This is a genomic window from Streptomyces sp. NPDC091209 (assembly GCF_044757755.1).
GTDB lineage: Bacteria > Actinomycetota > Actinomycetes > Streptomycetales > Streptomycetaceae > Streptomyces.
In genome coordinates this window covers 503,873-525,645 of record NZ_JBIVVR010000002.1, presented here as the reverse complement: position 1 = coordinate 525,645, position 21,773 = coordinate 503,873, and the positions used below count along the sequence as shown (strand labels likewise).

Genomic DNA, 21,773 nt, shown 5'->3' with positions numbered 1-21,773 from the left:
GGGCCCTTGCCGTTCTTGCGATGATCTGGCGGTGACAACGACGCAGCAGCATCCGTTCCCGCCGTCTGAGCCGCCGCGCCGTCCGGGCTCCGACGACGCGCACAGGCACAACTCCGGCAACGGACACGGGCATGGACATGGGCCGGGTGGTGGTCCGGGTCACGGGGCCGGCGGCGAGCACCACGGTCCCGACGGCGGACACGGAGCGAGTCCCGACGGCGGACACGGCGAGGGTTCCAGCGCCGGGCACGGGCACTCGCACAGCCACGGTCCCGCCGCGCCGGTCTCCAAGCACCTGCGCAAGGTCATCGCCGCGGTACTGATCCCCTTCGCCGCCGCGGTCGCGGTGGGTCTCGTGGTGCTGTGGCCCGGCGGCGCGCCTTCCCACCAACGCACCGGTGTCGGCTTCGACCGGCAGACGCAGCAGGCGACGGTCACCAGGATCGACCAGGTGGACTGCAAGTCCGTGAACGCCTCCGCGGAGACCCCGACGGGCGACACCTCCACCGCCGAGGGCTCCTCCGCCCAGCAGCAGGCCGCGGGTGAATGCAAGAAGGCGACCGTCCGGATCGACACCGGCAAGGACACGGGCCGTACGTTCGTCGAGATCGTTCAGCCGGATCAGTCACGGCAGTTGCACCAGAGCGAGAAGGTCGTCGTCGCGTACGAGCCCTCCGCCCCCAAGGACCTCCAGTACTCGGTCACGGACGCGAACCGGAAGCTGCCCCTGACACTGCTCGCCGTGATCTTCGCCGTGGTCGTCGTGGTGATCGGCCGGATGCGCGGTGTCATGGCGCTGGTCGCCCTGGCCATCAGCTTCATGATCCTGAACTTCTTCATCCTGCCCGCGATCCTGCAGGGTTCGAACCCGCTGCTGGTGGCCGTCGTCGGATCCAGCGCGATCATGCTGATCGCGCTCTACATGTGTCACGGTCTGTCGGCCAGGACATCCGTGGCGGTGGTCGGCACCCTGCTCTCACTGGTGCTGATCGGCCTCCTGGGCTCGGTCTTCATCGACTGGGCCGTGCTGACCGGCAACACCGACGACAGCACCGGCCTGATCCACGGCCTGTACCCGTCCATCGACATGAGCGGTCTACTGCTTGCCGGAGTCATCATCGGTTCGCTGGGTGTCCTCGACGACGTGACGGTGACGCAGACGTCCGCGGTCTGGGAACTCCACGAGGCGAACCCCACGATGGGCTGGCGCGGCCTGTACCGCGCGGGCATCCGTATCGGCCGCGACCACATCGCGTCGGTCGTCAACACGCTCGTCCTGGCCTACGCGGGCGCCGCGCTGCCGCTGCTGCTGCTCTTCTCGATCGCGCAGAGCAGCGTGGGCACCGTCGCCAACAGCGAACTGGTCGCCGAGGAGATCGTGCGCACCCTGGTCGGATCGATCGGTCTGGTCGCCGCGGTGCCGGTGACGACCGTACTGGCCGCACTCGTGGTCGCCGCGGACCGTGAAGGGACGGCGCCCGTCCCCGCGGAGCCGGCGGCTGCCAGGACGTCGGCACGGAGCGGGAAGGGACGTCGCCGCAAGCACTGAACGGCCCGCCGGAAACGCTGAAACCATCCTGCACGGGCGCCCCTTGTGAGGAAGCGTTCCTCCGCTCCGGGCTGCCGGGGCTTCAGCCCGCGCTCTGCTCCTCCGCGAGGATGCGGTCGAGCGCCTCGTCCAGAGACGTGTCGAAACCCGCGAGAGAGCGCTCCTGCCCGAGCGGCACCAACTTGTCCGTCCGGTCGAGAAACGCGACGAGCGGCGCGGCCCCGGACCGGAACAGCGCGTGATCGCCGCCGACCTGAAGCCGGATCAGCACCTCGCCGAACGCCTCCGGGTCCGCCGGAGCGATGTGCACATCGCCGTCACCACACGGCCTGCCGACTCCGTCGATCAGCAGCTCCCGCCCGAACGCCCAGGTCACAGGCGCGTCGCCGGGCAAGTGGAAGGTCAGCCGCACGGCGTACGGATCACCGGTCTCATAGCGCAGCTCGACCGGAATCCGGAAGGACAGCTCCTCGGACACGAGGAAGCTCATCATGACCTCTGCCTGCACCGACTCGCGCATCGCCTACCCCGTCGTTTGCCATCGACTGGCCAGGATTCGTCCCCCTGACACTGCTGGAAATCTTGCTCAACGTGCATGCCGCATTACAAGGAGTGAGTTTTCAGATACTGATAGAGATGGCGAGTGTTCCTAGCAGCCTGCCGACTTCGCTCTGCAACTTCCGTGCCGCGGGCAGCAGTCGGTCGACCTGGTGGGAAGGGAGGGACAGGGCGACGGCCGCGGCCGAACTGCCCGCGGTGACCGGGATCGCGGCGCAGACCGTGCCCAGCGCGTACTCCTGCCGCTCGATCACCGGTTCCATCCGCCCCGTCCGTTCCAGGCGCCGCAGCAGACGGTCCTTGTCACGCACCGTGTACGGAGTGATCGGCTGCACCGGGTAGCGATCGAGGTGGTCTCGCCGGGACTTGTCGTCCAGCTGGGAGAGCAGACACTGGCCGATCGCATGGGCGTGACCGGTCTCACGGAAGTCGGCCCACTCCTCGACCGCGGGGTTCGCCGGAGTGTCGGCGACACACATGAGCTCGATCTCGCCGTCTCGGTAGACCGCCCAGTACACGGGGGCGCCGAGTGCGTCGCGCCAGTGCGCGAGCGTGTCCCTCACCGTGCTGCGACGTTTCTGCTGGGCTCCACTGCTGCTCAGCCGCTCGGCGGCCTCACCGAGGAAGAACAGCCCTCTGTCGCGGCGCAGATAGCCCTCGTGGACCAGGGTGCGCAGCAGGTGGTAGGCGGTCGGCAACGCGAGTCCCGCCTCCCTGGCGAGCTGCTTGGCGGGTGCGCCCTGCTCACGCGAGGCGACGGCCTCCAGCAGACGCATCGCCCGCTGGACCGAGCCGATCAGGGTGGTGGGGTGGGAGTCCAGAGCGGCGTCGGGCTCCGCAGGACGAGTACGGGCGAGCCGTGCCGTCCCCGCGACCGGGGACGGCGAACCGTGGGTCACCGACGGCCTGGTGCGTCCGGTGAGCCCATCCGCAGGCGGGGTGCGCCGAGCAGGCATCTCCGCCGTCGGAGTTCGCTGCGGCGTCGGCTCCCTCGGCGAGGCCGGCTGCGCGCGTGGAAGAGGCGGCTCCCCCAGTGACGTACGCGGCTGGACCGGTGGCACGCGTGCCGCCGCGGGCGTGCCCGATCGCCGGAAAGGGGGAGCGACTGATGGTGCGGGTGCGGTGTCAACCATGGCCAAGGGGCACTCCGAAGCGCGAGGAGGACCGCCCGTGCGGGGAGACACGGGAGGGGGCTGTGCGCTGCCCGCGGGGTCGACCCCGCGTCGAGTTCCGGACTCTAACCGCCCGTCACCGCTCGCATACGGCCTCGCCGAAAACTTCCCCCGGCCGAGGGAACCTTGGGTTCCCTTTCCCCCTTCACCGTTACCTGTCGCTCACCCTCTCGCGCCTCACCAGTCGCCGTGCGAGGAGGAACTCGACATGAACTTCCGCACGATGTAGATCAGCCCGCCGACCAGCGCGACGAAGACGAGCAGCTTGAAGAGCAGGCCGATCACGAAGCCGACGACGGTCGCTATCAGGCCGCCGAACACCACCAGGGCGATGACCGGCACCGCGACCCACTTCACCCACCACGGCATACCGTTGAAGATCTCTCGCATCGCCCTGTCCTTACCTCTCCTAGCCCGTGGCCCCAACGCCGGGACACTGATTCCGGGTTCTTTGATGTCTCGCATCCGATGCTAGGCCGGAGAGGGGGCCGTGCGGTGACCCCGCGTCCCTTGTCCTCCCCTGACCGTCCCCCTAGGGAACCCTGAGACGTGGGTCAGCTCTCGGGCGGAGAGAACACAACCAGGACCCGCAGATCCTCCGTGATGTGGTGGAACTTGTGGCCGACTCCGGCGGGTACGTAGACGACGCTGCCCCGTGCCACCTGGGTGGTCTCCAGGCCGACGGTGATCGACGCACGCCCGCTCACCACGAAGTACACCTCGTCCTGGGCGTGCGGCTTCTGCGGGTCGAGGCCGCCCGCGTCGAGCGCGTACAGCCCGACCGACATGTTCCGCTCCCGCAGGAACTGCAGGTAGGCGCCATCGTTGGCGGCGCGTTCCGCCTCCAGTTCGTCCAGCCGGAATGCCTTCATCGCCCTCGTCCGCTCTTGTGCACCGCAGGCTGTTTCCACAGCCCCTTCTTGCCAGTCGATCTCTCTGCCACGATCAGACACATGAAGAATTTCGTAGTCAAGACACTCGCCAACGCGGGGGCCCTGGCCGTCGCCGTCTGGCTGCTCGACAAGATCACCCTGACGGGCGACAGCACGGGCAAGGAGATAGGCACGCTCCTCCTCGTCGCACTGGTCTTCGGACTGGTGAACTTCCTGGTCAAGCCGGTCGTGAAGGTACTGACCTTCCCGCTCTTCATCTTCACGCTCGGCCTGATCACCCTTGTGGTGAATGCCTTGATGCTGCTGCTCACCTCGTGGCTCGCCGACAAGCTCGACCTGAGCTTCCACGTGGAGGGCTTCTGGACCGCCGTCCTGGGCGGCCTGATCATCTCCGTCGTCTCCTGGGCGCTCAATGTCGTCCTGCCCGACAACGACTGAGAGAGTCCGATGACCTACCGCGTCTGTTTCGTCTGCACCGGCAACATCTGCCGCTCGCCGATGGCCGAGTCCGTCTTCCGCGCCCACGTGGTGGAAGCCGGACTCGGGGAGCTGGTCGAGGTCGACAGCGCGGGTACGGACGGCTGGCACGAGGGCGACGGCGCCGACGAGCGCACCGTCGCCGTGCTGGAAGGGGGCGGCTACGAGAGCGGCCACGCGGCCCGGCGGTTCCAGGCCTCGTGGTTCTCCCGTCTCGATCTCGTCGTCGCCCTGGACACCGGCCATCTCAAGGCCCTGCGCCGCCTCGCGACCAGTGCCGAGGACGCGGAGAAGATCCGGCTGTTGCGCTCGTACGACCCCACGGCGGCCGGCGACCTGGACGTCCCCGATCCGTATTACGGACATATGGACGGCTTCGAGGAATGTCTTGAGATGGTGGAGGCGGCGAGCCCAGGTCTGCTCGCCGCGGTACAAGAGCGAGTGGAGGGACGATCGGCATGACGTCAGGGGATTTCGTCACGGCGAGCGGCGAGGGCACGGACCCGGCGGAAGAGAGTGGGAGCACCCGGGCGACGACGCCGGGCGACGGCACACGGGCGGTGCGTGCCGGGCTGCCCGAGCCCGTCAAGTACGAGCCGACTCTTCCCGGCCCGGTCTTCGCCGCGCACTTCCATCTGCCCGGTGAACCCACCGGCCCGTACACGTACGGCCGTGACGAGAACCCGACCTGGACGCTCCTGGAGCGTGCCATCGGCGAGTTGGAGGCGCCCGGACTGGACTCCGTCGAAACGCTCTCCTTCCCCTCCGGCATGGCAGCCATCTCCGCGGTGCTCTTCTCGCAGCTGCGGGCCGGCGACATCGTCGTCCTGCCCGACGACGGTTATCAGGTGCTGCCGCTGGTGCGCGAACAGCTGACTGCTTACGGCATCGAGGTGCGCACCGCCCCCACTGCCGGCGATGCCCAGCTGGAGGTGCTCGACGGCGCGAAGCTGCTGTGGATCGAGACCCCGTCCAACCCGGGTCTCGACGTCTGCGACCTGCGACGCCTCGTCGCCGCCGCGCACGCGCAGGGCACGCTCGTCGCCGTGGACAACACCCTGGCCACCCCGCTCGGACAGCGCCCGCTGGAGCTGGGCGCCGACTTCTCCGTGGCCAGCGGCACCAAGATGCTCACCGGGCACGGCGACATCCTCCTGGGGTACGTGACCGGGCGGGACGCCGCTCTGATGGCTCCCGTACGACGTTGGCGCAAGGTCGTCGGCGCCATCCCCGGCCCGATGGAGGCCTGGCTGGCCCACCGCTCGCTCGCCACGCTCCAGCTCAGGGCCGACCGGCAGACCGCCACCGCGAGGACGATCGCCGAGGTCCTGCGGGACCGGCCCGAGGTGACGGGGCTGCGCTACCCGGGCCTGCCCGACGACCCCTCGTACAAGATCGCTTCGCAGCAGATGCGTCGCTTCGGATGCGTGGTCTCCTTCACGCTGCCCTCGCGCGAGCGTGCCGAGCGTTTCCTCGACGCGCTGCGCCTGGTGGACGACGCCACCAGCTTCGGCGGGGTGCGGTCCACGGCGGAGCGGCGCGGCCGTTGGGGCGGGGACGCCGTCCCGGAAGGCTTCATCCGCTTCTCCGCCGGCGCCGAGGACCCCGAGGACCTGGTGGCGGACGTGCTGCGGGCCCTCGACGCATCCGCCGAGTGAAACGGCCATGACGGCGGGATCAGTACCCCCGCTACGTATTACGGACGGTCCGAGCCTCCCCCCTCGTGGCTCGGACCGTCCCGGTTCCGCGCGCGAAGAACCGCGCGAACAAGGCTAGTTGACTCTGTGTCAGTGTCCAATCACAGTAGCGACAGAGACCTATCGACTTATTTATAGTTGGGGCTCGCGCGGGGGTGCTGAAAGGGGAGGGGCACCATGGACTTGGCCTTGCTGCGCACTTTTGTGACAGTGCACCGGGCCGGTTCCTTCACTCGCGCCGCCGCGCTGCTCGGCCTGTCCCAGCCGGCCGTCACCTCGCAGATCCGCACACTGGAGCGCCAGTTGGGGCGGCCTCTGTTTCTGCGGCAAGCGCGCGGGGTGACCCCCACGACCATCGGCGACGAACTCGCCCACAAGGCGGCGCCGCATCTCGATGCCCTCGTGGAAATAGCCGAGACCGGACTCGACGAGGACTCTTCCCTGCGCACACTGCATCTCGCGGGGCCACCGGAGTTCACCGCGGAACGCGCGTTGCCCGCTCTCACGGAACTGACCGGCGACGACGGACAGGGTTTCGCGCTGCGCGCCTCCTTCGGCAACGCGGAGGAGACGATGGAGGGACTCGCCGCCGGACATCATGATCTGGCCATGACGACGGCCCAACCACGGGGTGCGCTTCTCACCGCGACTCCGCTCTGCGACGAAGAGCATGTCCTGGTCGCCGCTCCGCGCTGGGCCGCGGAAATCGGTCCGGGCAAGCTCCGCCGCAAGGGGGCCCACGCACTCGAGGACTTCCCCATCGTCGAGGTCCACGAGTCGCTGCCGCTCGTCGCCCGCTACTGGGCCTCGGTCTTCGACTGCCGGCCGGCCGCCGCCGGCACGGTTGTCGTCCCGGATCTGCGGGCGGTCCTCGCCTGCGCCACCGCGGGCGCCGGCCTCGCCGTCCTGCCCAAATATCTTTGCTCCGAAGCCATCGAGCGCGGAGACGTCGTGGCGCTCCTCGACCCCGCGGTGCCTCCGCTGCGTACGTACTTCCTTGTCGTCCGGACCGGAACGCTGGCGATGCCGCACATCGCCCGGGCGCACGAATGGTTGCTGCGGGCGGCCTCCGACTGGAGCTGAGGCGGGCACGGACCGGGAACCGCTTCGCAAGGCAACACGGCCTGCCGCCGAGGACCGAACGGCGGCGCCGCGGGCGAAGTCCGTCCCCAGTTCCTCGGGGCCCGGGAAGGGCTCCAGGACCTTTCACGCGGAATCGCGGCCGCGCGAGGTTTCACGTGGAACCAGCCGGGCCACATTTCTCCCATGACCGTCCGACCCGTGGTCAAGCGAACCGCTCGCGCCGTCCTGCTGGACGGTGACGACCTGATCTTGATCAAGCGCACCAAGCCCGGCGTCGATCCCTACTGGCTCACACCGGGTGGCGGGGTCGAACCGGAGGACACGACTGTCGTCGAAGCACTCCATCGTGAGGTGCACGAGGAACTCGGCGCCAAGATCGTCGATGTGGTGCCCTGCTTCGTCGACACGGTCGAGCACATCGGCGACGACGGCGGCGCGACCGGGGTGAAGGTCCAGCACTTCTTCGTCTGCCGGCTGGAGTCCATGGATCCCGCACTGCGGCACGGTCCGGAGGTGGACGAGCCATGCGGTGAGTACGAGATCGTCCGCGTCCCGTTCACCCGGGTCGGGATCGCCTCCGTGCACCTCGTACCGCTGTCGCTGAGGCACTATCTCGACGGGAACATCGAGGGCGTACGTGCCATGCACGCACCCGACCTGGGCTGACGCGAGGAGAAGCCGTCGCGGGGTCAGTCGCCTGTCGTGACGAGTTCTTCCACCGAGTCGTGGCGGATACGGTCCGACGGGATGCCGATCTCCCTGAGTGCGTCGACACCGCTGCGGATCATGCCGGGCGGCCCTGACAGGTAGGCGTCGTACTCGTTCCACGGCCCGTACTCGCGTACGGCGTCCGGCAGCTGGAGATGGGCCCGCCGGTCGACGACGGGGCGCACCGAGAGCCAGGGGTGGGTCCGCTGGAGCCGCAGCATGGTGTCGATGTCGTAGAGGTCGTGATCGGTGCGAGCCCCGTAGAAGACCTCGACGGGTCGGCGCTCCCCGTGTTCGGCGACGTCCTCGACCAGGGCCTTGATGGGTGCGATGCCGGTTCCGCCACCCAGACAGAGCAGGCCGCTGTCGGTGGTGTGGTCGACGGTCATCGAGCCGGACGGCGGCCCCAGCCGGATGACATCGCCGGGCCGGGCTCGGTGCACCAGCGCGTTGGAGACCCAGCCCGCCGGAACCGCCTTCACGTGGAGCGTCAGCAGGCCGTCCGGTCGGGGCGCCGAGGCGAAGGAGTAGTGCCGCCAGATCCGTGGCCACCATGGCGTCTCCAGGCTTGTGTACTGCCCGGCGAGGAACGGGTACGGCCGGTCGGGCCGGACCGTGACGACCGCGACGTCCGGTGTCCGCAGGTCGTGGGACACCACCTCGGCGAACCACCAGGCCGGAGCGCGCAGCTCGTCCGCGGCGGCCGCGTCGATCATGACCTGGGAGATCGTCGTGTACGTGCGCACCCAGGCCGCTTCCATCTCGGCGTCCCAGACCGCCGAGGCGTACCGGCCGAGCGAGCCGATGAGGCATTCGCCGACGGCCGGGTAGTGCTCGGGCCGGGTGCCGTACTTGCGGTGTCCCCGGCCGAGGCTCTGCAGATACGCGACGAGGACCTCGGTGTTGTCGATGTGCTCGGCCGCGGTGAGCAATGCCTTCAGCAGCCGGTCCCGCTGGGTGTCCATCGCGACGGGGAAGAGCGGGCGCAGTTCCGGGTGGCGCACGAAGAGCAGCGCGTAGAAGTAGGAGGTGACCTTGTCGGCGATGTGACCGACCTCGGCCATCGTCCGGCGGATCAGCACGGCGTCGGGTGACGCCTCGGGGTCGGGAGCGGGCTGTCGGCCCGTCACAAGGGGCTCAGGGAGGGCGTCGGACCGCGGAGGGCCGTGCTGGGGTTGCGGGGATCCTTGCTCGGGCGCGAAGGTCCCTGAGGGCCGCAGAGAGCCGAATTGCGTCTGTCCGGGACCCGACCGAGGCCGTACCCCTTCGTGGGCGGGTTCCGGCTCGAAGTGCCGCAGCTCGGACGGTGCCGGCGGAAGGAAGCGCTTCACGGCCGGAACGGGCTCGGCCTCCGGGGGCTCGGAAGGCCGCGTTCCAGGAGATGCGGCTTCGCGCGGTCGCGACTGCGGGAGGTTTGTCCCATGAGTTCGCGTCTCGGTGGGAGCTGTCCCGTGGGGCACCGGCGCTGTCCCACGAGCTGGCGAGAGCGCTTCGCCGGCCGGGGATATTCGTTCCTGCTGGGGTGTTCGCCGTCCGGCCCGCTCGGTGTTCTCCTGTCCGGAGGCCGGTAGCTCGGGGACGGCCCGGCCCGGTTCCCCCCGCGTCGAGGACGAACGGCCCACCGGACGCATCGCGGCCAGTCGTCGGCCGTCGGATGCCCCCTGGTCACCGCTGGGAGCCGACGGCTCATTGCGCGGCGTGAACCAGCCGCCCCCGCCGGCGCCGCCTGAAGTGCCGTTGTCGGCCGACGTGGTGGTCGGAGCGTCCATGGTCTGCCTCGCCTCGAACATCTTCGGTCGGTCTGCGCACCTCCTCGGTCGGAAGATGCCTGTCTTTCCCCCGCAGCCGGTTTGCTCCCCTTCCCGGTTCAGTCCTTGTCGGCCCAATGCGGTCACATTGAAGCCGGATACCCACCCCGTACGAACAAGAAAGGAAAGAGAGCGGCATTGGCCGCAGCGCCCTCATCGAGCATCGCACTTCGAGTCAACGCCCGGCCGCATAAGGGAAAACGCAGGTCTTCGATCTCTCCGTCCCGTTAGGCTGTTTTGGCCTGCGTTGCCATTCGCGCCACGCAGAACACGCGCACTCAATTACCGGGCATGACACGTCAATTGATAGGCGCCGCAGTCGGTGCGACTCACCCCGGACTCTTCACAGAGATGGTCCGTGACCTGCACCTTTGCCGCGGCGCTGAGAGCACCGGTCGCATCCAACGGCTCCACGAACGGACGGCGGGAAAGCGCGAGCCATGGACCGCATGCGCTCCTTTCGAGCGCCGCGGTCTCGGCTTCCCGTCCAAGCTGCCGGGAAACCCGCAAGGGCGCGGGCTGCCGTGGAGCAACGTCCCAGCGAGGTAGAAGAGATGCAGCCCCGCCATGTCTGTCGAGGCCACTGAAGCCGCCGTTGGTCAGGGCCGAGGTTTCACGTGAAACAGCTGGTCCCTCACTACCGCTGATGCGGCATACGACCGAAGCTGATGGGACCGTCGGGAAAGCGGTGGACGTCAGAGGCCTGTGTCGGACAGCCTGGTTGTGTGTCGATTCCTTCCCTCACCGTTCTGCCCGTTCGTCGTCTGACGCCCCGCGACCTCGCCGCGTGCGCCGACTTGTCCGAGAACCGGGGCTGGCCCCGTGAGGAGCACAAGTGGGGTCTGCTGCTCGCCGCGGGGACCGGATACGGGATCGATGACCCCGCCTGCGGTCTCGTCGCTGCTTGCGTGGTGACCACCTACGGACCGCGCGAGCGCCCCGAACTGGGTGCGATCGGCATGGTCCTCGTCGCCGAGCGGTACGCCCGTCAGGGTGTCGGCCGCCGTCTGATGCGGCACGTCGTCCAGGAGATGGGCACCATCCCGATGACCCTGCACGCGACCGTGTACGGGCGCCCGCTCTACGAGGAGTTGGGGTTCAAGGTCACGGGCGGGGCCGAGATGGTCCGTGGGGTGTTCGCTCCTGGCGACCCTGGGCCCGAAATCCTCACCCGGTCGGCGACAGCGGGGGACCTCGCCCCCATCCTCCGGCTGGACGAGGAGATCTTCGGGGCCGACCGCACCCACATGATCACGCGGCTGCCCGCGTTCGCGGACCAGCTGCGAGTGGCCGAGGAGAACGGCCGGATCATCGGCTACGCGGCCGCCTGGCCCAACATGACCAACCAGGTCGTGGGCCCCCTGATCGCACGGGACACGGGGACGGCGAAGGCTCTCGTCTCCTCACTCGCCGCCCACACCGACCGTCCGCTGCGCACCGACGTCGACGTGCGCCACGAAGAACTGCTGATCTGGCTGAAGGAACGCGGGCTCGCCTCCGTCGGATTCAACGCGGTCATGACGTACGGGATCCCGGAACTGCCCGGTGACTGGACCCGCCGCTTCGCGCCGCTGACCGTGGCCGCCGGATAGGGTCCGGACGCCTTTCACAGCAAAGGCGCCGATCCCCGGAACAGGTGAGGGGACCGGCGCCTCCGGACTGCCATACGTCGGGCGGGTGCCGCGACTGCCGAGTGTCAGACGAGCGATTCGACAGCGACGGCGGCAAAACCGTGGTCCTGATCGGGCATTCCGCCGCCGACCCCGATCGCGCCGATCAGACGGCCGTCACGGTGGACCGGAACGCCGCCCGCGATGAACAGCAGAGGGCGGTCCAGCGCGGTGGGCAGGGTGTGGAACAGACCGCCGGGCAGCACCGCGTCGACGAGATCGGCGGTGGCCGAGTTCAGCTGGAGTGCCGTGTACGCCTTGCGCGTGCTGGTCTCTCCCGAGATCAGTACGGCGTGGTCGTCGCGCCGGAAGGCGAGCAGGTGGCCGCCCGCGTCGAGGACGGTGACGCTGACCCGAACACCGTCGGCCTCGGCGGCACGACGGGCCGCGGCGACGAGAACCTCGGCGTCCTCGATGGTCAGGGGGGAAGCGGCAGTGGTGGTGCTCATCAGGGTTTTCTCCTTGCAGGGGCGTGCTGTGTCGAGTCGGGGACGTGCTGGATCGAGAACTCGCGGGAACGGCCCTGGTCCTGTGACGGGCCTGATCCCGGTCAGTGGTGGACGGCTGTCCGCGGTTCGGCGGGGACACCTCCGGCGACCACGGCACTGGGGAGAGCCGTGCGGCGCTCCAGAGCGGCCGAGAGGACGGCCAGGACGAGCGCACTCGCGGCGAGAACCGCACCGACCCAGTTGGGAGCGGTGTAGCCGAGACCCGCCGCGATGACGACGCCGCCGAGCCACGCCGCGAGGGCATTGCCGAGGTTGAAGGCGCCGATGTTCACGGCCGAGGCCAGAGTGGGGGCGCCGTGCGCCTGGTCGAGAACACGCTTCTGCAGAGGGGGCACGGTCGCGAAGCCCAGGCCGCCGATCAGGGCGATCGTGACGGCCGCCAGGACCTTGTTGTGCGCGGTGACGGTGAAAAGGGCGAGCACGACGGCGAGGCCGCCCAGAGACACGTACAGCATCGGCATCAGCGCGCGGTCGGCGAACCTGCCGCCGAGCAGGTTCCCGCCGACCATGCCGAGGCCGAAGAGGACCAGCAGCCAGGTGACGGAACCGTCGGCGAAGCCGGCGACGTGCGTCATCATCGGCGCGATGTACGTGACGGCCGCGAAGACACCGCCGAAACCGAGCACGGTCATCGCCATCGCGAGCAGGACCTGAACGTTCTTGAAGGCGGCCAGTTCGTGGCGCAGACGCACTCCCTCGGGCCTCGGCATCTCCGGAACCAGCTTGGCGATCCCCAGCAGCCCGATGACACCGAGCGCGGCGACTCCCGCGAACGTGACCCGCCAACCGGCGGTCTGCCCGATCAGCGTGCCCAGCGGGACACCGACGACATTGGCGATCGTGAGCCCGCTGAACATCATCGCGATGGCTCCGGCCTTCTTCTCCGGTACGACCAGCTCGGCGGCGGCCACCGATCCGATGCCGAAGAAGGCACCGTGCGCGAGAGAGGCGACCACCCGGCCCGCGAACATCAGCCAGAAGACCGGAGCCACGGCGGAGATCAGATTGCCGAGGATGAACAGACCCATGAGCACCATGAGCATCCGCTTGCGGGACACCTTGGTGCCGAGCGCGGTCATGATCGGCGCGCCGATCACCACACCCAGGGCGTAGCCGGTCACCAGCAGTCCGGCCGTGGGGATGGAGACCCCGAAGTCTCCGGCGACCTCGGGCAGGACGCCCATGATCACGAACTCGGTCGTTCCGATCCCGAAGGCCCCGATCGCGAGGGCCAGTAGCGCGAGAGGCATGATGGGGCACCCCTTCCAGAAGATTGCATGAGCGCTTTGCCTGCGTTCACAATAGTTGCAGACGCGGGCTATCTGCAACAGCTGGCTATTGCGCCTGTGCTCTATCCTGGTTCTCAGCCACTCCGGGACGGAGGAAGACGCCATGACAGCCACGGACCCCGCGCTCACCGCCCTCGCTCAGGGCTGGTGCGCCCTCTCCTTGCTGCACGGGAGGATCGAGGCCCATATCGAACGAGCCCTCCAGTCCGAGCACGGGCTCAGCGTGCGCGAGTACTCCCTCCTCGACGTCCTCAGCCGACAGCACGACGGCGACGGTGGTCATCTCCAGATGAAGCAGGTCGCGGACGCCGTCGTACTCAGCCAGAGCGCCACCACGCGGCTCGTCACCCGGCTCGAGGACCGAGGGCTGCTCGCCCGCTATCTCTGCCCGACCGACCGCCGAGGGATCTACACGAATGTCAGCGAGGCAGGATTGAAGCTCCTCGCCGAGGCGCGGCCCACCAACGACGCCGCCCTGCGCGAGGCCCTCGACGACGCGGCCGAGAACCCGGAGCTGGTGCCCCTGGTCCGGGCCGTGGAGTCGGCGAGCGTGCCGGTGCACCCCGTGCCCTCGGTGAGCGTTTCCTCATAGGGTTCGCTCATGGCAGATCTTGAGATACGAGCCGCGGTCGCCGACGACGTGCCGACCCTTGTCGCGATGCTGGCCGACGACCCGCTGGGTGCCCGACGGGAATCGCCCGACGATCTGACCCCGTACCTGGGCGCCCTGGAACGTCTGAGCCGTGACCCGAACCAGCATCTGGTCGTCGCCGTCCGCGAGGGCCGCGTTGTCGGCACCCTGCAGCTCACCGTGATTCCCGGCCTGTCCCGCAGAGGAGCGACGCGCTCCATCATCGAGGCCGTACGCATTCACGCGGACGAGCGCGGCAGTGGTCTCGGGACGGAGCTCATCGAATGGGCGGTCAAGGAATCCCGCCGCCAGGACTGCCAGTTGGTCCAGCTGACCTCAGACGCCTCCCGCACCGACGCCCATCGCTTCTACGAGCGGCTCGGCTTCGAGGCCTCGCACGTCGGCTTCAAGCTCCAGCTCTGACGGGGCGGCCCTGCCTGCCGCGTCGACTCCGCACAGCGGGAGGCGGTCTGTTTCACGTGAAACAGACCGTCTCCATGGCCGCCTCCGGTCCGGTGGCGCCTACTCCACTCCTCGCCAGCCCTCCGGGTCCACTCCACCCGGCACAGGAGCGGTCTCGTCGTACGGCTGCCGCGTGAAGACGAACGACCCGAGGTCCAGATGACTCACGGAGCCATCAGGCCGTCGTACGGGCCGCAGAAGCTCACCCGCGTAGTAGCCGTCGAGCCCCGTCCACGTCCCGTCGCCGTTCGCCCGGAAGCGGGCACCCCGGCCGACACCCGAGAGCGCGCCCAGCACCAGCCCCCCATCGGCCGGCAACCGCAGCCCGAAGGCCTGGGTCCCCCAATACCACTGACCCGCCAACTCCAACACGTCATGGTCGACTTCGCCCATCGGGCGCCAAGGCTCGGGGATCCGCGGCTCCGCCTCCGCGACGATCCGCACCAGATCGGCGGCCACGGTGAACACGGGTGGCCCCGAGGTGCAGTTGGACAGCACCACTGCCGCCACGTCGTCCTCCACGCTGATCACCAATCCGGCGAGGAAGCCCGGCAGGGAACCGGAGTGCCCCACGAGGGTCCGGCCGTCACGGTGCACGATCTGCAGGGCGAGTCCATAGGAGGACCCCGAGGCCAGCTCCGCGGTCTCGGGCGGCGCGGCAGGCGCACGCATCTCCCGGACCGATGCCGCGCTCAGCACCCGGTCGTCGCCCTGGGCGAGAAAGACGGCGAAGCGGGCCAAGTCCCCTGTGGTGGACCACAGTTGCCCGGCCGGAGCCATGCGCCCGAGGTCCTCCGCGGGCTCGGGCATCATCGCGTCCGCCCAGGGATGAACCGCCCATCCGCCCGCGTGCGGCGCCTGCGGGCTGCCACTCGTACGGTGCAGGCCGAGCGGTTCGAGAACCTCGCGGCGCAGCACTTCCTCCCAGGGTGCGCCGCGCAGTTCCTCGACGAGCGCTCCGAGCAACGTGTAGCCGGGGTTCGAGTAGTGGTGCCGGCGGCCGACCGGATGCCGGAAGGGCTGCTCGCCCAGTACATCGGTCAGTTCGGGACGCAGCGATCCGGGTGTGCGCTCCCACCAGGGCGCGGGTGACTCGGCGGCCAGCCCTCCGGTGTGCGCGAGCAGTTGGGAGATGGTGACCTCCCCCGCGCCGGTGCCGGGCACATGCTTCTCCAGCGGGTCGCCGAGGTCCAGGACGCCTTCGTCGCGCAGCCGCAGCACGAGAACGGCGGTGAAGGTCTTGGTGATGGAGCCGATCCGGTACTGGACGTTCTCGTCCGGTCCGTGACCGTCCACCGAGGTCCGCGCCCCGTTCCATACCGCTCTCCCGCCCCGGACCACCGTCGCGACGAGCGACGGAGCTCGCCCCTCGCTCTGCGCGACGGCAATCCGGTGCAGCAGGGCCCGGCGCGTGCCGGGAAGCAGATCATCGTGGGGTGTCGTCATGGCACCAGTCCACCCGCCCCGGCGCCGGACGTCGAGCGGATTGCCCCGAAGCGGGCCGGCAGAGCGCCTGTAGGGTCTCGCCGCTCGTGACATGTCGATCTTGCGCGACCTGGGCGTTCTTGGCTGTCTCACGGCCTTGTCACGCATGATCGGTCTCCAATCCGTGGCATTCCTCGCGAGGGCGAGGTCGAGATCAGGCGGCTTGCCCGTGTCGGCCGAGTGCACCAGGCTGAGCCCCGAGCACGAGGGCTACCGGCGAGCCCAGATCGCGCACCGATGAGTTTCCCGCGCCGCGCTGGTCTATACGCCGGACACCCACGGACGGAAGGCTGGGCCATGCGGAAACTGATCTACGGCATGAACCTGACCCTGGACGGCTACATCGCCGCGGCCGGCGACGACATCGGCTGGAGCGGACCGCCGAGTGACGAGCTGTTCCAGTGGTGGCTCGACCACGAGCAGGCGAGTGGCCTGTCGCTGTACGGGCGCAAGCTGTGGGAGGCGATGAGCTCCTACTGGCCGACCGGCGACCAGCAGCCCAACGCCACCCCGGCGGAGATCGAGTTCGCGCGGAACTGGCGGGACACGCCGAAGGTGGTGTTCTCCTCCACGATCGACAAGGTCGACTGGAACACCCGCCTGGTCACCGGCGACGCGATCGCCGAGATCACCCGTCTCAAGGCCGAGGACGGCGGCCCAATGAACATCGGCGGCGCAACGCTCGCCGGGGCGGCCATGCGCGCGGGGCTGATCGACGAGTACGTGATCGCCGCCCATCCGGTCCTGGTGGGCGGCGGCACGCCGTTCTTCACCGCGCTGGACGGCTGGGTGAACCTGAACCTGGTGGAGACACGGACGCTTCCCGGCGGCGTGGTCCTGACCAGGTACGAGACGAGGCGCTGAGCAGCAGCACCCACGCGCTAGTCCCACGGTGATGCCGCATACGACATCGGTACGACACGGCCCGTGAGATGACGACATCAGCCGCGAGACCCCACAAGGCGCCGGATCAGGTCTGTGCCATGTCCACGAAGCGCGAGTAGTGGCCCTGGAAGGCCACCGTGATCGTGGCCGTCGGACCGTTACGGTGCTTGCCGACGATGATGTCGGCCTCGCCGGCGCGGGGGGACTCCTTCTCGTACGCGTCCTCACGGTGGAGCAGGATGACCATGTCCGCGTCCTGCTCGATCGACCCGGACTCACGCAGGTCGGAGACCATGGGCTTCTTGTCCGTGCGCTGCTCGGGGCCACGGTTGAGCTGCGACAGCGCGATCACCGGCAGTTCCAGCTCCTTGGCCAGCAGCTTCAGGTTTCGTGACATGTCGGAGACCTCCTGCTGGCGGCTCTCGGACCGCTTGCCGCCCGACTGCATCAGCTGCAGATAGTCGATGACGACGAGCTTCAGATCGGCGCGCTGCTTGAGGCGGCGGCATTTGGCGCGAATCTCCATCATCGACAGGTTCGGGGAGTCGTCGATGTAGAGGGGGGCGGCCGAGACGTCCGGCATACGGCGGGCGAGCCGGGTCCAGTCCTCGTCGGTCATGGTGCCGGACCGCATGTGATGCAGGGCTACACGTGCCTCGGCGGACAGCAGGCGCATCGCGATCTCGTTACGGCCCATTTCGAGCGAGAAGATCACGCTGGGCATGTTGTGCTTGATCGAACAGGCCCGGGCGAAGTCCAGGGCCAGCGTCGACTTACCCATGGCGGGACGGGCCGCGATGATGATCATCTGCCCGGGGTGCAGACCGTTGGTCAGCGAGTCGAGGTCGGTGAACCCGGTCGGGACACCGGTCATCTCCCCCGAGCGCGATCCGATCGCCTCGATCTCGTCGAGCGCGCCCTCCATGATGTCGCCGAGCGGCAGGTAGTCCTCGGTGGTCCGCTGTTCGGTGACGGCGTAGATCTCTGCCTGGGCGCTGTTGACGATCTCGTCGACGTCGCCGTCGGCCGCGTACCCCATCTGCGTGATGCGCGTGCCCGCCTCGACCAGGCGGCGAAGAACCGCGCGCTCGTGCACGATCTCCGCGTAGTACTCGGCGTTCGCCGCGGTCGGGACCGTCTGGACCAGCGTGTGCAGATACGGTGCGCCGCCGACCTTGGTGATCTCGCCGCGCTTGGTGAGCTCGGCAGCGACCGTGATGGGGTCGGCCGGCTCACCCTTCGCGTACAGGTCGAGGATCGCTCCGTAGATGGTCTCGTGCGCCGGCCGGTAGAAGTCGTGGCCCTTGAGCACCTCGACGACGTCGGCGATGGCGTCCTTCGACAGGAGCATGCCACCGAGGACGGACTGCTCGGCGTCGAGGTCCTGCGGCGGTACCCGTTCGAAGGACGATCCGCTGTTTTCCCATGACCCGTTGTCCCGGTCGTGCTGTTCGTCGCGGCCTCGCCCACCGTTTCCACGGCGACGGGACGAGGGCAGACGATCACTGGGACCACTGTCCGCCCAGGGGTCGTCCAAGGGCTCGGAAATAGTCACCGAGCCACCTCCTCCCGTCCGCAGAGCGGACCTAGCAGTGCCTTTAATTTCTACGGCACGGCACTGACAAGTGAACTGCCCAACTCCGGTTCTCACGCGTCGGTTTTGCGTGCTTTCCGAGGACGGAAGAGAGAAGGGGCGCCGCACCACGTTAGGCCCGCGGGCACCGTCAGCCAATCTGGTTATCCACAGGCCATGTGGACGACGGCCCCGATGCTGTGGAGAACTCCACGAAACCTGTGCACGACCCGGTGGACAGCCCTGTGAACAAGCCCTCAACCCTTCGAGAGGACCCGCTCTGACCTGGCACTTTCCCATCCACCGGCTGTGCAGAAGAAAAACTTCCCCACCCGGATCAAGATCGCTGCAAACAGTGCGTCACGACACACCCGACACGACAGAGAGTAAGGGTCCTTCGCCCTTTGCATCTCTTACCTGTGGAAGATTAGATTGATGCTCATGACACAGGCTTCCGCGGCACCCAGAGCCGCCCGACGCCGGCACGACCGAGAGATCGTCGCGCTGGCCGTTCCGGCCTTCGGCGCGCTCGTCGCCGAGCCTCTCTTCGTGCTGGCCGACAGTGCCATCGTCGGCCATCTCGGTACCGCGCAACTGGCCGGACTCGGCGTCGCCTCGGCCCTTCTCATGACAGCCGTCGGAGTCTTCGTCTTCCTCGCCTATGCCACTACGGCCGCAGTCGCCCGCCGAGTGGGCGCCGGCGATCTACGGGCCGCGATCCGCCAGGGCATGGACGGCATCTGGCTCGCCCTGCTCATCGGCGCGGCCGTGATCGCCGCCGCGCTGCCCACCGCCCCCTCCCTCATGGACTTGTTCGGCGCCTCCGACACCGCCGCTCCCTACGCGACGACCTATCTGCGGATCTCGGCATTCGGCATCCCCGCCATGCTCGTCGTGCTGGCCGCCACCGGAATACTGCGCGGACTCCAGGACACGAAGACTCCGCTGTACGTCGCCGTCGGAGGCTTCGTCGCCAACGCGGTCCTGAACGTCGTCCTGGTCTACGGCGTCGGCCTCGGTATCGCCGGCTCCGCCTGGGGCACGGTCATCGCTCAGTGCGGCATGGCCGCCGTCTATCTGTACGTCGTCATCCGCGGAGCCCGGCAGCACGGCGCTTCCCTGCGGCCGGACGCCACCGGGATACGGGCCTGCGCCCAAGCCGGCACCCCGCTACTCGTCCGTACGTTGTCGCTCCGCGCGATCCTTCTGATCGCCACGGCTGTCGCCGCCCGGCTCGGGGACGCCGATATGGCGGCGCACCAGATCATCCTGTCCCTGTGGAGCCTGCTCGCCTTCGCGCTCGACGCCATCGCCATCGCGGGACAGGCGATCATCGGGCGCTACCTCGGCGCGGACGACGCACAGGGAGCCCGTGAGGCCTGCCGCCGCATGGTGCAGTGGGGGCTCGTCACCGGAGTCGTACTCGGTCTCCTGGTCATCGTGGCTCGCCCCTTGTTCCTTCCCCTGTTCAGCGGTGACCCGGGGGTACGGGACGCGGCGCTACCCGCTCTGGTGATGGTTGCCGTCTCCCAGCCGGTCTGCGGGATCGTCTTCGTCCTGGACGGCGTGCTGATGGGAGCGGGGGACGGGCCGTACCTGGCCTGGGCGATGCTGCTCACGCTGGCGGTCTTCGCCCCCGTGGCCCTGCTCGTTCCCCTTCTCGGGGGCGGGCTGACCGCGCTCTGGGGAGCGATGACCCTGATGATGACGATGCGGCTGGTGACCTTGTGGCTGCGTTCTCGGTCGGGTCGCTGGATCGTCACGGGCGCGACGCGCTGACGTACACCGACCGTTTCACGTGAAACGAGGGTTTCACGTGAAACAACGTTGCCCGGCATCCACGGGGACCTACGCCGCCACGTTCAGGAGAAGCCGGCTCAGGAAAGGCAGAAAGGCCGCACCCCAAGGGGTGCGGCCTTTCTCTCAGCTATGCCGAGCGCTGCACTCAGGCAGCGACAACCTCGATGTTGACCTTGGCGGCAACCTCGGGGTGCAGACGCACGGACGTCTCGTGGGCGCCCAGGGTCTTGATGGGCGAGCCCAGCTCGATGCGGCGCTTGTCGACCTCGGGGCCACCGGAAGCCTTGATCGCCGAAGCGACGTCAGCCGGGGTGACGGAGCCGAAGAGACGACCGGCGTCGCCGGAGCGAACGGCCAGACGGACCTTCACGCCTTCGAGGCGGGCCTTGATCTCGTTGGCCTGCTCGATGGTCGCGATCTCGTGGATCTTGCGAGCACGACGAATCTGCTCGACGTCCTTCTCGCCACCCTTGGTCCAGCGGATCGCAAAGTTCCGCGGGATCAGGTAGTTGCGAGCGTAACCGTCCTTGACGTCAACGACGTCGCCCGCGGCACCGAGGCCGGAGACCTCGTGGGTAAGGATGATCTTCATGTGTCGGTCACCCTTCCTTTATCGCGCGGTGGACGTGTAGGGCAGCAGCGCCATCTCACGGCTGTTCTTCACAGCCGTGGCGACGTCACGCTGGTGCTGCGTGCAGTTGCCGGTCACGCGGCGGGCACGGATCTTGCCGCGGTCGGAAATGAACTTCCGCAGCATGTTCGTGTCCTTGTAGTCCACGTACGTGACCTTGTCCTTGCAGAACGCGCAGACCTTCTTCTTCGGCTTGCGCACAGGCGGCTTCGCCATGGTGTATCTCCTGTGTGATCAAGAAGTGGGAGTACGGCCCACCCTCGGCCCTGAGGCCTAGAAGGGGGGCTCGTCCGAGTAGCCGCCGCCAGAGCCGCCGGAGGAGCCGCCGGAGCTTCCGCCCCAGCCGCCACCGCCACCGCCCTGGTTGCCACCGGCGGGAGCGCCGGTTGCCCAGGGGTCGTCGGCCGGAGCGCCGCCGCCCTGCGGAGCGCCACCGGAGCTTCCGCCCCAGCTGCCGCCCTGCTGGCCGCCACCGCCGCCGTAACCGCCCTGGCCACCCTGGCCACCTCGGCCCGTGGTCTTGGTGACCTTGGCCGTGGCGTTCTTCAGGCTGGCGCCGACTTCCTCTACGTCCAGCTCGTAGACCGTGCGCTTGACGCCCTGGTTGTCCTCGTAGGACCGCTGCTTCAAGCGGCCCTGCACGACGACGCGCATGCCGCGCTGGAGCGACTCGGCGACGTTCTCCGCCGCCTGACGCCAGACCGAGCAGGTCAGGAACAGGCTCTCGCCGTCCTTCCACTCATTGGTCTGACGGTCGAAGGTGCGGGGGGTGGACGCGACACGGAACTTCGCGACCGCCGCACCGGAAGGGGTGAAGCGCAGCTCGGGGTCGTCGACAAGATTGCCGACGACCGTGATGACGGTCTCGCCTGCCATGGGGGAACCTCTCGGCG

The 21,773-nt window shown here is 68.6% G+C and carries 23 protein-coding genes; 11 read left to right on the top strand and 12 right to left on the bottom strand.

Annotated features, from left to right (window positions below):
* Positions 1-31 precede the first annotated feature (31 nt).
* Positions 32-1,549: a YibE/F family protein gene (locus ACIQRL_RS09340; protein ID WP_401329175.1), complete on the top strand. Its 1,518-nt coding sequence runs from the start codon at positions 32-34 to the stop codon at positions 1,547-1,549.
* Positions 1,550-1,631: 82 nt separating this feature from the next.
* On the opposite strand, the gene ACIQRL_RS09335 is transcribed toward ACIQRL_RS09340, so the two are convergent.
* The 4 genes from ACIQRL_RS09335 to ACIQRL_RS09320 form a co-directional block, all read right to left on the bottom strand.
* Positions 1,632-2,069 (bottom strand): SsgA family sporulation/cell division regulator, encoded by a 438-nt coding sequence (locus ACIQRL_RS09335; protein WP_401329172.1) that lies wholly within the window; start codon positions 2,067-2,069, stop codon positions 1,632-1,634.
* A gap of 100 nt (positions 2,070-2,169) precedes the next feature.
* Positions 2,170-2,907 carry an IclR family transcriptional regulator gene (locus tag ACIQRL_RS09330; protein ID WP_401329569.1) on the bottom strand — a complete coding sequence of 246 codons (738 nt, stop codon included), beginning with the start codon at positions 2,905-2,907 and terminating at the stop codon, positions 2,170-2,172.
* A 549-nt stretch (positions 2,908-3,456) separates the two neighbouring features.
* On the bottom strand, positions 3,457-3,669 hold the full coding sequence (locus tag ACIQRL_RS09325) for a DUF5326 family protein (RefSeq protein ID WP_401329170.1): 213 nt from the start codon (positions 3,667-3,669) through the stop codon (positions 3,457-3,459).
* Between the two features lie 164 nt (positions 3,670-3,833).
* Positions 3,834-4,151, bottom strand: coding sequence for a cupin domain-containing protein (locus ACIQRL_RS09320; RefSeq protein WP_401329167.1), 318 nt, complete (start codon positions 4,149-4,151; stop codon positions 3,834-3,836).
* Between the two features lie 81 nt (positions 4,152-4,232).
* Between ACIQRL_RS09320 and ACIQRL_RS09315 the strand changes: the two genes are divergently transcribed.
* The 5 genes from ACIQRL_RS09315 (at position 4,233) to ACIQRL_RS09295 (ending at position 8,095) form a co-directional block, all read left to right on the top strand.
* Positions 4,233-4,610, top strand: coding sequence for a phage holin family protein (locus ACIQRL_RS09315; protein WP_401329164.1), 378 nt, complete (start codon positions 4,233-4,235; stop codon positions 4,608-4,610).
* Between the two features lie 9 nt (positions 4,611-4,619).
* Entirely contained in the window at positions 4,620-5,111 is a 492-nt protein-coding gene (locus tag ACIQRL_RS09310) for a low molecular weight protein-tyrosine-phosphatase (protein ID WP_401329161.1), read from the top strand.
* On the top strand, positions 5,108-6,307 hold the full coding sequence (locus ACIQRL_RS09305; RefSeq protein ID WP_401329159.1) for a cystathionine gamma-lyase: 1,200 nt from the start codon (positions 5,108-5,110) through the stop codon (positions 6,305-6,307). Before ACIQRL_RS09310 ends, ACIQRL_RS09305 begins: the two co-directional genes overlap by 4 nt.
* A gap of 216 nt (positions 6,308-6,523) precedes the next feature.
* On the top strand, positions 6,524-7,429 hold the full coding sequence (locus tag ACIQRL_RS09300; protein WP_401329156.1) for a LysR family transcriptional regulator: 906 nt from the start codon (positions 6,524-6,526) through the stop codon (positions 7,427-7,429).
* A gap of 183 nt (positions 7,430-7,612) precedes the next feature.
* Positions 7,613-8,095: an NUDIX hydrolase gene (locus tag ACIQRL_RS09295; protein WP_355848175.1), complete on the top strand. Its 483-nt coding sequence runs from the start codon at positions 7,613-7,615 to the stop codon at positions 8,093-8,095.
* A 23-nt stretch (positions 8,096-8,118) separates the two neighbouring features.
* Here the strand turns inward: ACIQRL_RS09295 and ACIQRL_RS09290 are convergent, their stop codons facing one another.
* Positions 8,119-9,645, bottom strand: a complete 1,527-nt coding sequence (locus ACIQRL_RS09290; RefSeq protein ID WP_401329567.1) for a globin domain-containing protein — start codon at positions 9,643-9,645, stop codon at positions 8,119-8,121.
* A 1,025-nt stretch (positions 9,646-10,670) separates the two neighbouring features.
* On the opposite strand from ACIQRL_RS09290, the gene ACIQRL_RS09285 reads away from it, so the two are divergent.
* Entirely contained in the window at positions 10,671-11,537 is an 867-nt protein-coding gene (locus tag ACIQRL_RS09285; protein ID WP_401329153.1) for a GNAT family N-acetyltransferase, read from the top strand.
* A gap of 104 nt (positions 11,538-11,641) precedes the next feature.
* Here the strand turns inward: ACIQRL_RS09285 and ACIQRL_RS09280 are convergent, their stop codons facing one another.
* Complete coding sequence (locus tag ACIQRL_RS09280) at positions 11,642-12,064, bottom strand: heme-binding protein (protein WP_401329150.1); 423 nt, start codon at positions 12,062-12,064, stop codon at positions 11,642-11,644.
* 101 nt (positions 12,065-12,165) lie between these two features.
* The gene (locus tag ACIQRL_RS09275) at positions 12,166-13,374 is read right to left on the bottom strand and encodes an MFS transporter (RefSeq protein ID WP_401329147.1); all 1,209 of its coding nucleotides are present in this window, start codon (positions 13,372-13,374) and stop codon (positions 12,166-12,168) included.
* Between the two features lie 142 nt (positions 13,375-13,516).
* Here ACIQRL_RS09275 and ACIQRL_RS09270 point away from each other — a divergent pair, with 142 nt between their 5' ends.
* Both ACIQRL_RS09270 and ACIQRL_RS09265 read left to right on the top strand, forming a co-directional pair.
* Positions 13,517-14,005: a MarR family winged helix-turn-helix transcriptional regulator gene (locus ACIQRL_RS09270; protein ID WP_401329144.1), complete on the top strand. Its 489-nt coding sequence runs from the start codon at positions 13,517-13,519 to the stop codon at positions 14,003-14,005.
* 9 nt (positions 14,006-14,014) lie between these two features.
* Positions 14,015-14,467, top strand: a complete 453-nt coding sequence (locus tag ACIQRL_RS09265; protein ID WP_401329142.1) for a GNAT family N-acetyltransferase — start codon at positions 14,015-14,017, stop codon at positions 14,465-14,467.
* 99 nt (positions 14,468-14,566) lie between these two features.
* Here ACIQRL_RS09265 and ACIQRL_RS09260 read toward each other — a convergent pair whose 3' ends face one another.
* A complete protein-coding gene (locus tag ACIQRL_RS09260) occupies positions 14,567-15,952 on the bottom strand; it encodes a serine hydrolase domain-containing protein (RefSeq protein ID WP_401329139.1) in 1,386 nt (461 codons plus the stop codon).
* A gap of 336 nt (positions 15,953-16,288) precedes the next feature.
* Here ACIQRL_RS09260 and ACIQRL_RS09255 point away from each other — a divergent pair, with 336 nt between their 5' ends.
* The gene (locus ACIQRL_RS09255; RefSeq protein ID WP_401329137.1) at positions 16,289-16,855 is read left to right on the top strand and encodes a dihydrofolate reductase family protein; all 567 of its coding nucleotides are present in this window, start codon (positions 16,289-16,291) and stop codon (positions 16,853-16,855) included.
* 106 nt (positions 16,856-16,961) lie between these two features.
* Here ACIQRL_RS09255 and dnaB read toward each other — a convergent pair whose 3' ends face one another.
* Complete coding sequence (dnaB, locus tag ACIQRL_RS09250; protein ID WP_401329134.1) at positions 16,962-18,431, bottom strand: replicative DNA helicase; 1,470 nt, start codon at positions 18,429-18,431, stop codon at positions 16,962-16,964.
* Positions 18,432-18,890: 459 nt separating this feature from the next.
* Here dnaB and ACIQRL_RS09245 point away from each other — a divergent pair, with 459 nt between their 5' ends.
* Entirely contained in the window at positions 18,891-20,228 is a 1,338-nt protein-coding gene (locus ACIQRL_RS09245) for an MATE family efflux transporter (RefSeq protein ID WP_401329131.1), read from the top strand.
* A gap of 166 nt (positions 20,229-20,394) precedes the next feature.
* On the opposite strand, the gene rplI is transcribed toward ACIQRL_RS09245, so the two are convergent.
* Genes rplI through ACIQRL_RS09230 form a run of 3 tightly spaced genes read right to left on the bottom strand, consistent with a single transcriptional unit; the run spans position 20,395 to position 21,756 of the window.
* Positions 20,395-20,841: a 50S ribosomal protein L9 gene (gene rplI, locus ACIQRL_RS09240; RefSeq protein WP_217457141.1), complete on the bottom strand. Its 447-nt coding sequence runs from the start codon at positions 20,839-20,841 to the stop codon at positions 20,395-20,397.
* An 18-nt stretch (positions 20,842-20,859) separates the two neighbouring features.
* Positions 20,860-21,096 (bottom strand): 30S ribosomal protein S18, encoded by a 237-nt coding sequence (gene rpsR, locus ACIQRL_RS09235; protein WP_003949403.1) that lies wholly within the window; start codon positions 21,094-21,096, stop codon positions 20,860-20,862.
* Positions 21,097-21,153: 57 nt separating this feature from the next.
* A complete protein-coding gene (locus tag ACIQRL_RS09230) occupies positions 21,154-21,756 on the bottom strand; it encodes a single-stranded DNA-binding protein (RefSeq protein WP_401329128.1) in 603 nt (200 codons plus the stop codon).
* Positions 21,757-21,773 lie beyond the last annotated feature (17 nt).